Origin of the sequence: Streptomyces aureus, assembly GCF_001418135.1 — a bacterium.
Taxonomy (GTDB): Bacteria; Actinomycetota; Actinomycetes; order Streptomycetales; family Streptomycetaceae; genus Streptomyces; species Streptomyces aureus_A.
The window spans coordinates 1-9043 of record NZ_LIPQ01000549.1 but is presented as its reverse complement, the minus strand read 5'-3'; the positions used below and the strand labels follow the sequence as shown (position 1 = coordinate 9043).

9 protein-coding genes are annotated in these 9043 nt (G+C 74.2%); 7 read left to right on the top strand and 2 right to left on the bottom strand.

From position 1 onward, the window contains the following. Positions 1 to 556: hypothetical protein (locus AOK00_RS40950; protein ID WP_254047600.1), on the top strand; the 556-nt coding region annotated here is incomplete at its 5' end. Positions 557 to 603: 47 nt separating this feature from the next. Here the strand turns inward: AOK00_RS40950 and AOK00_RS33645 are convergent. Both AOK00_RS33645 and AOK00_RS33640 read right to left on the bottom strand, forming a co-directional pair. Further along, positions 604 to 960: a hypothetical protein gene (locus AOK00_RS33645; RefSeq protein ID WP_055603932.1), complete on the bottom strand. Its 357-nt coding sequence runs from the start codon at positions 958 to 960 to the stop codon at positions 604 to 606. 223 nt (positions 961 to 1183) lie between these two features. Then, a complete protein-coding gene (locus AOK00_RS33640) occupies positions 1184 to 1558 on the bottom strand; it encodes a phosphotransferase (RefSeq protein WP_159041912.1) in 375 nt (124 codons plus the stop codon). A 127-nt stretch (positions 1559 to 1685) separates the two neighbouring features. Here AOK00_RS33640 and AOK00_RS33635 point away from each other — a divergent pair, with 127 nt between their 5' ends. The 6 genes from AOK00_RS33635 to AOK00_RS33610 all read left to right on the top strand — a co-directional run bounded on the left by AOK00_RS33635 (position 1686) and on the right by AOK00_RS33610 (position 8975). Then, positions 1686 to 2768: a GNAT family N-acetyltransferase gene (locus tag AOK00_RS33635; RefSeq protein ID WP_055603930.1), complete on the top strand. Its 1083-nt coding sequence runs from the start codon at positions 1686 to 1688 to the stop codon at positions 2766 to 2768. A 201-nt stretch (positions 2769 to 2969) separates the two neighbouring features. Next, complete coding sequence (locus tag AOK00_RS33630) at positions 2970 to 4334, top strand: glycosyltransferase (RefSeq protein WP_055603929.1); 1365 nt, start codon at positions 2970 to 2972, stop codon at positions 4332 to 4334. Continuing rightward, positions 4331 to 5140, top strand: coding sequence for a polysaccharide deacetylase family protein (locus tag AOK00_RS33625; protein ID WP_055603928.1), 810 nt, complete (start codon positions 4331 to 4333; stop codon positions 5138 to 5140). The genes AOK00_RS33630 and AOK00_RS33625 overlap by 4 nt, the downstream gene beginning before the upstream one ends. A gap of 119 nt (positions 5141 to 5259) precedes the next feature. After that, a complete protein-coding gene (locus tag AOK00_RS33620) occupies positions 5260 to 7311 on the top strand; it encodes a hypothetical protein (protein WP_254047599.1) in 2052 nt (683 codons plus the stop codon). A 141-nt stretch (positions 7312 to 7452) separates the two neighbouring features. Then, entirely contained in the window at positions 7453 to 7917 is a 465-nt protein-coding gene (locus AOK00_RS33615) for a hypothetical protein (protein WP_055603926.1), read from the top strand. Beyond that, positions 7914 to 8975 carry a glycosyl hydrolase gene (locus AOK00_RS33610; RefSeq protein ID WP_173861713.1) on the top strand — a complete coding sequence of 354 codons (1062 nt, stop codon included), beginning with the start codon at positions 7914 to 7916 and terminating at the stop codon, positions 8973 to 8975. Before AOK00_RS33615 ends, AOK00_RS33610 begins: the two co-directional genes overlap by 4 nt. The last annotated feature ends 68 nt before the right edge of the window (positions 8976 to 9043 follow it).

Genomic DNA, 9043 nt, shown 5'->3' with positions numbered 1-9043 from the left:
CCCCTTGGACGACCCCGGCCTCACGGCCGAGGACCAGAAGGCCGGGCTCGCGTTCATGCGGCTCCTCGTCGAGGTCTCCGCACCGTGCCCGGGGGGCGGCCCCGTCAAGCCGCCGATCATGGACGAGGAAGGGGCGCCGCCGGCCGACTCCGAGGGCCCGCCGCCCCTCGCCGACGCGCCGGAGGGCCCCGTACCCGTCGCGGACCCGGCTCCGCCCGCCGACGCCCCCTTCGACTTCGAACGCATGCGCAAGGAGGTCGAGTTGGATCCCCTCGAGAAGTGCGCGGCACCGCTCCACGGCCGCCGCATCGCGCAGGCCCTGGACGGCACGGGGGACCCGACTCCGGCCCACGTCAAGAAGGTCCTCGACAAGGCCGGCTACGTCCACTACCGCGTCCTCGGCCTCACGGAGGCCAACGGAAGGGTCGAGTTCACCCTCGACCTCCGGGGCGGCGAGCTGTGCCTCGACGGCAGCTACGACGGAACCCGCACGACCTTCGACCCGTACGGCGCCAACCCGGGGGTGTACTGCACGGACGTGAAACGGCGCGGCTGAGGGCCGGCCCCGGGGGCCCGTGGTGCCGGCCTGCCTTCGAGCGACGGTCAGCGGAACTCGTGGACCACCTGGATCTCGCCCACGATGTGCGCGTTGAACTCGTCCAGCTCCTCCGCCGGCACCCACAGCTCCAGGATCGTCCGCCCGCCCGCCTGCTGGACCGGGTATCTGCGCAGGAACTCCGTGTCGACCTCGAAGCGCGTGACGAAGCCGGCGCCGTCGTGCTCGACGTTCCAGTCGCGCGCGATCCTCACCGCGTACTCCTCGTTGAGCACCGGGTAGAAGATCGGCTGCTCAGGCAGCCGCGGCGGCCAGGCCCGCCACTCCAGCTCCCGCACGAGGTCCAGCTCGACAGGGCCGGTGGGGCGCCACAGGGTCGTCGTCGGGCGGTGGACGGCGGTCATGGGTTCACTCTCCGGGTGGGGCGGCCGACGGCACGGTCCGCGAGGGGCGACGGTACCGACGGCCCGGTCGGCGGGCCACCGGGTTTCGATGGGTGCGCCGCCCGGCGGGCCGCGCACGCTCGCGGCCCGCGGCCCTCACGCCCCGCCGGTCAGCCGGCCCGGGACGTCGCCAGCTCCGTCACCAGCTCCGCCGCCCCGTCCAGCGCCGCCACCTCGGCCTCCGTCAGGTTCGGGTCCCCAGGTGCGACGGCGGCGTCCCCGGCAGGGCGTGCAGGCGGGCGAGGAGCTCCGCGACGAGTTCACCCGCCGGTTCCGGTTCGTACGTGCCGGCCAGCAGCGCGTCCAGGAGCGACGGCCCCGCGAGGCGCTCCATCACCAGGTCGGAGCCTTCCGCGCGCAGGACCGCCGGGACCGGGTAGCCCTGGCGCGCGAGCCGCGTCATGAGCCGCGCCTCCCGCGTCGCGTCGTCGCCGTTCCGGTACCGGCGCAGGACCCACGCCCCCTCCCCTGGCAGCGCGTACACGTCCGCCGTCCTGCCCCAGCCGACGATCTCCAACTCGTCGACCCCGGCGGGCCCTTGATCACCACCGTTCCCCACGATGTCCCCTCCTTCACGGGTTGGTCACGGAAAGGCCCGGTATCCCTGTCACGGGTGACCACGGACCGGTACCGTCCTGTCCTGGTAGTGCGCAGGGGGTAGACCGGGGGGTCGGCAAGTGGGTGCTGTGAGCGTGCGCGTCGTGCGGCCCGGGGAGCTGCGCGAGCGCGAGATCGAGGTGTGGCGGGAGCTGCGCGCCAAGGCCGGCGGGCCGGCGAATCCCTTCATGGAGCCGGAGTTCACCCGCGCGGTCGCCGAGGTCCGCCCGCGCTCGCGGGTCGCCGTCTGGTGGGAGGACGGCGAGCCGGTCGGCTTCTTCCCGTACGAGAAGGGTCTGCTCGGCGGGGGCCGTGCCATCGGCTTCGGGGTCTCCGACAGCCAGGGCGCCGTCCTGCGCTCCGGACTGCGTCCCGGCGCAAGGGCGTTGCTGCGTGCCTGCGGTCTCGCCGTCTGGCAGTTCGACAACCTGGAGGACGGACAGCCGGTCTTCGAGGGCGCCGCCACCGAGTCCTTCGCCTCGCCCGTGATCGACGTCGGCGAGGGGTACGCGGCCTACGAGGCCCTGCTCCGCGTCCAGTCGCCCAAGTTCCTCAGGACCACCCTCGCCAAGGAGCGCAAGCTCGGCCGCCAGGCGGACGGCGAGGTGCGCTTCGTCTTCGACGAGCGCGATCCGGCGGCCCTGCGCACCCTCATGGCGTGGAAGTCCGCCCAGTACCGCAGGACCGGCCGCGGCGACCGCTTCGCCCAGGAGTGGATCAGCGCGCTCGTCCGCCGCCTCCACACGCTCCGTACGCCCGGCTGCTCCGGCGTCCTGTCCGTGCTGTACGTGGGTGAGCGCCCGATCGCCGCCCACTTCGGGCTGCGGTCCCGGACCGTGCTGTCCTGCTGGTTCCCGGCGTACGACCCCGAGTTCGCGAAGTACTCGCCGGGGCGCGTCCTCCATCTGCGGATGGCGGAGGCCGCGGCCGCCGCCGGGATCGGGATGCTGGACCTGGGGCGCGGCGCCGCCGAGTACAAGGACGCGCTGAAGACGGGGGAGTTGACGGTGCACGAGGGTGCCGTCGTCCGGCCGGGTGTGCTGGGCGCGGTGCACTGGCTGCGCCGGGAGCCCCCGCTGCGCGTGCACCGGTTCGTCCGCACCCGGCCGGCGCTCGCGGCCCGGGGGCGCGCCGTCCTCAACGGTCTCGCTCGCCTGCGGGGCCACCGTTAGCCCCACCACGGCGCCGCCGACCGCGTCGGTGCCCGTGCCTGTGTGCGCGTCCGTGCTCGGGCCGCGCCCATGTCCGCGCCCGCGTCCGCGTGCGCGCGACGGACGCCCGCCGTGCCCGCCTCGCTCGCCGAACGCGCCCCATCCGCCCCATCCGCCTCACCTCGCCGCACCCGCCTCCGTACGTCTCTGGGGAGAACCCCGATGAGCAGCACCCCCGCCCCCCGACCGCTCTCCGTCGCCGAGCTCGATCTCGACGGGCCCGACGGGCCCGTCCTCGGCTTCCGGCCCGCGCCCGGCGCGCCGGCCGTCGTGCCCGGTGACGTCTACGCGCTCGTACGGCTCCGGGGCCGGCCCGCCGCCACCGTCGTCGGGACCGTCCCCGCCGGTGAGGACGCCGCCGAGGTGCTCGCCGCCCTCGCCCGGCGACGGCTCGCCGAGGCGGACGGGCCCGGGACCGACGCCGAACGCCTCGCCGCCGCCCGGCCCCTCGCTCTCGACACGCCCGCCCCGCCGCGCACCTCCGTCGTCGTCGCCACCCGCGAGCGCCCCGGGTCCCTCGCCCGCGCCCTCGACTCGCTGCTCGCCCAGGACCATCCGGACTTCGAGCTGGTCGTCGTCGACAACGCGCCCCGCACCACCGACACCCACGAGCTCGTCACCCGGACGTACGCCGAGCACGCCGACCGCGTCCGGTACGTACGCGAGGACACGCCCGGTCTCGCCACCGCCCACAACACCGGTCTCGCCTTCGCGGAGGGGGCCGTCGTCGCCTTCACCGACGACGACGTGATCGCCGACCCGCGCTGGCTGAGCGCCCTCACCGCGCCCTTCGCCGTCGACCCCGGCCTCGGCTGTGTCACCGGACTGATCCTGCCCGCCCGCCTCGGCACCCCCGCCCAGGTCCTCCTCGAATCCCACGGCGGCTTCGCCAAGGGCTTCGCGCCCCGTCTCTACGACCCGGCGCACCCACCCGCCGACGAGCCGCTCTTCCCCTTCACCGCAGGCAGCTTCGGATCCGGCGCCAACATGGCCTTCCGCGCCGACGCGCTCCGCCGGGCCGGCGGCTTCGACCCGGCGACCGGCACCGGGACCGCCGCCCGCGGCGGGGACGACCTGTACGCCTTCGTCGCCGTCCTCTCCGCCGGCTTCCGCCTCCGCTACACCTCCGAGGCCCTCGTCTGGCACCACCACCGCGACACCTGGCAGGACCTGCGGAACCAGGCGTACGGCTACGGCGCCGGGCTCACCGCGTACCTCACCGCCACGCTGGTACGCAGCCCCCGCCTGCTGCCCGCCCTGCTCGCCCGCTTGCCGCGCGGCCTCGCGTACGCCCGGACCATGACCGCGCAGCGGGGGGAGACCCCCGAGGGGGGCGTTCCCGGCGAGCACGGGACCCAGCACCACCCCTGGCCCGCCTCCCTCTCCCGGCTGGAGCGGCGCGGCATGCTCTACGGCCCGATCGGATACGCCAGGGCCCGCGCACGGGCCCGTACGCGGGCCCGCGCCAGGGCTCGCGTACAGGCGGCCGCGCAGGCGTCGCGCGGTGGTTCGGCGGTGGCCCGATGACCGGCACCGCCGCGCGCTCCCGCATACCCGTCCTCCTCTACCACGCCGTGATGGAGGACCCCCCGGACTGGATCGCCGAATTCACCGTCTCGCCCAAGGAGTTCGCCGCCCAGCTCGACGCGATCGTCGCCAGCGGCCGTACCGCCGTCACCGTCGGCACCCTCGCCGCGCACTTCGCCACCGGCGCCCCGCTGCCGCCCCGGCCCGTCGTCCTCACCTTCGACGACGGCTTCGCCGATCTGGTGGGGCCGACCGCCGAGGCCCTCGCCGCCCGCGGCCTGCCGTCCACCGCGTACCTCACCACCGGGGCCATCACCCGCGGCCGGCCCTGTCTGCTGCCGCCCGCGCCGATGATGACCCTCGCCCAGGCTCCGCTCCTGGAGCAGTACGGGATGGAGGTCGGCGCGCACACCGCCACCCACCCGCAGCTCGACACCCTCGCGCCGGCCGCGCTCCGCCGGGAACTGCGCGAGTCCAAGGCGGTGCTCGAGGACGTCCTCGGGCACGAGGTCCGCCATCTCGCCTACCCGCACGGCTACAACAGCCCGGCCGTACGGCGGGCCGCCGCGGCCGCCGGGTACACCTCGGCCGCCGCCGTCCGGCACGCGCTCAGCTCCGGGACCGACGAGATCTACCGCATCGCCCGGCTGATCCTGCGCCGCGGTCACACCGTCGCCGACATCGAGCAGTGGATGGAGGGCCGCGGCGCGAAGACCGCGCCGTACCCCGACTCTCTGCCCACGGTCGGCTGGCGGATGTACCGCAGGGCCCGTGCCCTGATGAAGGGCCCAGAGTTCGCCGGCTGAGTGCCGGTGTGTCCGAAGATCGACAACTCCGGCGATCGGTCCGGCGGTTGATAGCCCGAACAAAACCGAAGTACCTTCCTGTACTTCGGCGAAAGGGACAGTTCGTGGGGGGAGAGGCCGTGCAGCGTCAGGGGCCCGCACCGGTGACCGGGAGCGATGTGCCACCGCGGCCCGCCGCCGCGGACCGGGAGGCGGAGGACCGGGAGGCAAGGGAGCGGGCGGCAGGGGAGCGGGACGCCGGGGAGCGGGATGCCGGGGGTCAGGAGGCGGCCGGCCGGGAGGCGGCGGGTCTGCGGATTCCCGGGCCGGAGGCCGGAGCGGCGCGCCCCGACGGCGAGGACGGCCGGACCGGCGGTTCCACCGCCGCCCGGGGCCGGCTCGCCGCCGCCCTCCGTTCCCCCGACGCCCTCAACCTGGTCCCCCTGCTCGTCGCCGGCGCCCTCTGGCTCTGGGCGCTGCCCGGCATCGACTTCCGGAGCATGGACGAGTTCGGTCTCCTCGACCGTTTCCCGCTCACCTTCTACGCCGCCCTCGCCGTCCTCACCTGCGGTTTCGTCATCACCCTGCGCCGCGCCGGCACCGCGCCCCTCTGGCCGGCCACCTACTGCGCGGCGATGCTCGTCGCCCTCAAGGCGCCGCCCGCGATCCTCTACGACACCGTCCGCTACGCCTGGGCGTCCAAGCACGACGCGATCATCAGCAGGCTGCTCGACCAGGGCACCGTCCACCCCGGGACCGAGCTCTCCGGCGGCATGTCCGCCTACGACCAGTGGCCCGGCTTCTTCTCGCTGGACGCCGCCCTCGTCCGCGCGTTCGGCGTGGACGCCGCCGCCTCGTTCATCAACTGGGCGCCCGTCGCGCTCGGCCTGCTGACCGTCCCCGTCCTGATCCTCGTCTACCGCACGTTCAGCGACGACTGGCGCCTCGTGTGGACCGGTGTGTGGATCTTCCAGCTCGCGAACTGGGTGGGCCAGGACTACCTCTCCCCGCAGGGCTTCTCGTACCTGCTCTACCTGACCGTCTTCGCCGTCGTCGTACGGCACTTCGTCCTGCCCGGCTCGGCGGGCCCGCTCCGCGACCGCGCCACGCTCGACCCGGCCGCCGCGGCCGTGCCGCCGCCCACGACCACCCGGCAGCGGGCCGTCGCCGTCCTCTTCCTCGTCCCGGTCATCGCCACCATCAACGCCTCGCACCAGCTCACCCCGGTGATGCTGTGCGCGAGCCTCTTCGCCCTCTGCCTGACCCGGCGCTACCGCAACCTGGGGCTCCTCGCCGTCAGCGGCCTGATCATGCTGGTCTGGAACCTGACCATGGGCCGGGAGCTGTTCCTCGACACGCTCGGCACCCTGCGCGAGAAGGCCGGCGACCTGCTCGGCAACTCGCGCCCCGGCTTCGCGGGCGACCCCACCGGGCCGGGCCCCGAACTCGTCGGCAGCGCCAACATCCTGATGGTGCTCGCCCTCGGCGGTCTCGCCGCCGCCGCCGTGCTCCTGCGCCGCAGGCTGGTCCGCAGCGCGCTGCCGCTGCTGCTCGCCGCCGCGGCGCCCCTCCCGATGTTCGCCGTGAACGACTACGGCGGCGAGATGATCTTCCGGGTCTATCTCTTCGGTCTTCCCGGCGCCGCCTTCTTCGCGGCCGCCGCGCTCGTCCCCGCCGCCGGGGCCGCGAGCCGGGCCGCCACGATCGCCCGCCGCACGGCCACCGTCGCCCTGCCCCTCACCCTCGTCGCCATGCTCGCCGGCTTCCTGCCCTCGTACTACGGCAAGGAGGGCATGCACTACGCGCCGCCCGGCGAGACCGCCCTCACCCGCCGTGCCTTCGACCGGGCGCCCGAGGGGGCGCTGATCCTCGCCGCGACCGGCGCGTTCGCCGACTCGTACTACCGCTACGACCACTACGAGCGCTGGTTCTTCACCGAGCAGGAGGTCGACGAGAACCTCCGCATGCTGAAGGACCCGGCCGGCTACCTCGCCGGCGGCATCCCCGCGGGCCGCCCGGCCTATGTGATCCTCACCCCCACCCAGGGCGAGGCCGTGATCGGCGAGGGCTACCTCCCGGAGGGCGGCTTCGACCGCCTCGGCAAGGCGCTCAAGGCATCGCCGCTGTTCGCGGTCGTGGAGGAGAGCCGGTACGGGCTCGTCCTGCGTTACCGGCCCACCACCACCGGCTGAACACGACCGCCCACCGCCCACGGCGGAAACGACCGCCCACCACCGGCCCACCGCCCACGGCGGATTCGACCGTCCGCCACGGGCCGGACACCCTTCCGACGACACGCCCGTCGGCCCACCCGTACGAGGAGCAGGTACGCCATGGCCCACCCACGCCTGACCCCGCGCGTCCAGCGCAGAGCCGCGCTCGCGGCCTCCGGATGGGTCGCCCTCGCGGCGACCGCGCTCCCCGGCGGCTCCCCGGCGCGCTGGATCCCCGTCCTCGCCTTCGTCGTCCTCGCGCCGGGCCTGGCCCTGCTGCTCCCGCAGCCGCTCGGACTGCGTCCCGGCGCCCGTCTCGAGGCGCTGGCGCTCGCCGCACCGGTCAGCCTGTCCGTGGCCACGCTCGTCGCGACCACCCTGTTCCTGGCGAAGGCCTTCTCGCTGACCGTCTTCCTCGTCGTCCTCGCCCTCTTCGTGAGCGTCGTCGCGGCCCTGCCCGGCGTTCCGCTGCCCGCCGCCACGCGCGGGGCCGTCGAGCGCGACGGCGCCCGGCCCTCCCGGACCCGTACGCTCCGGTTCCGTGTGCCGCCGTTCCGCAAACGAGGGACTGGTGGGGGCGGATGACCGGGCGCCACGCCCAGGGCGGCCCCTGGACCCGGCTCGCGATCGCGCTCGGGGCCGTCGGCGCGCTGACCGCCGGCATAGGGGTCTGGTCGACCCTCGCCGAGGGCGACGACCGCTGCACCCCCGACGCCACCCTCGTCGCCCCGTGCGGGGCCTGGTGGGGCGCGTACATCCCGCACGACGAGGACAGCTCGCTCACCCGGCCCGTGTACGCCTTCGAGAAGAAGATCGGCCGCAAGCTCGACCTCGTGTACACGTACCACGACATGTCGGGGAGCAAGGCCGACGGAGAACTGCTCACCCCCGACGAGCGCGAACTCGGCCGCGAGCGACTCCTCATGCTGGCCTGGGAGTCCACCGTGTGGACCGAGAAGCACCACGCCAATTGGACCGAGAGACAGCTCGGCTGGAAGAACATCGCCTCGGGCAGGTACGACACCTCCGTCATCGACCCGCAGGCCCGGCGGATCAAGGAGTACGGCAAGCGGGTCTTCTTCTCCTTCGACCAGGAGGCGGACTTCCGCATCCCCGAGGGCGCCGGGACCCCCGAGGAGTACGTCGCCGCCTACCGCCACCTCCACGACCGCTTCCGGAAGCTGGGTGTCACCAACGTGGTGTGGGTGTGGACCGTCTCCGGCTGGCTCGGCAACGCCGAGCAGATGAAGGCGCTCTACCCGGGCGACGACTACGTCGACTGGATCGGCATGGACCAGTACAACTACTACCTCTGCCACAAGTCGCCGGACTGGCTCGACTTCGACAGGAGCCAGCGGCCCAGCTACGACTGGCTCCGGAAGAACATCTCCGACGACAAGCCGATCATGCTCTCCGAGTTCTCCACCGCCCCCGACCCGAAGAGGCCCGAGCGGCAGCGCGACTGGTACACCGCGATCCCGGAGGTGGCGCCGACCCTGCCGGAGGCACGGGCGTACGTGCACTGGAACCGGGCCGTGCCCGGGCCCGGCTGCGATCTGACCGTCGACTCCGGGCCCGGCCTTGAGGGTTACCGGATCGCCGGGCGCGACCCGTACTTCCGGCAGGACGTACCGGAGCGCTGACGTACGGGGCTCCCGCACCGGGCCGCTGACGTACGGGGCTGCCGCACCGGGCCGCTGACGTACGGGGC

Coding starts and splice junctions, on each gene's coding strand:
- AOK00_RS33645 (WP_055603932.1), bottom strand. CDS start 960: ATGACCGCCGTCCACCGCCCGACGACGACCCTGTGGCGCCCCACCGGC.
- AOK00_RS33630 (WP_055603929.1), top strand. CDS start 2,970: ATGAGCAGCACCCCCGCCCCCCGACCGCTCTCCGTCGCCGAGCTCGAT.
- AOK00_RS33625 (WP_055603928.1), top strand. CDS start 4,331: ATGACCGGCACCGCCGCGCGCTCCCGCATACCCGTCCTCCTCTACCAC.
- AOK00_RS33615 (WP_055603926.1), top strand. CDS start 7,453: ATGGCCCACCCACGCCTGACCCCGCGCGTCCAGCGCAGAGCCGCGCTC.
- AOK00_RS33610 (WP_173861713.1), top strand. CDS start 7,914: ATGACCGGGCGCCACGCCCAGGGCGGCCCCTGGACCCGGCTCGCGATC.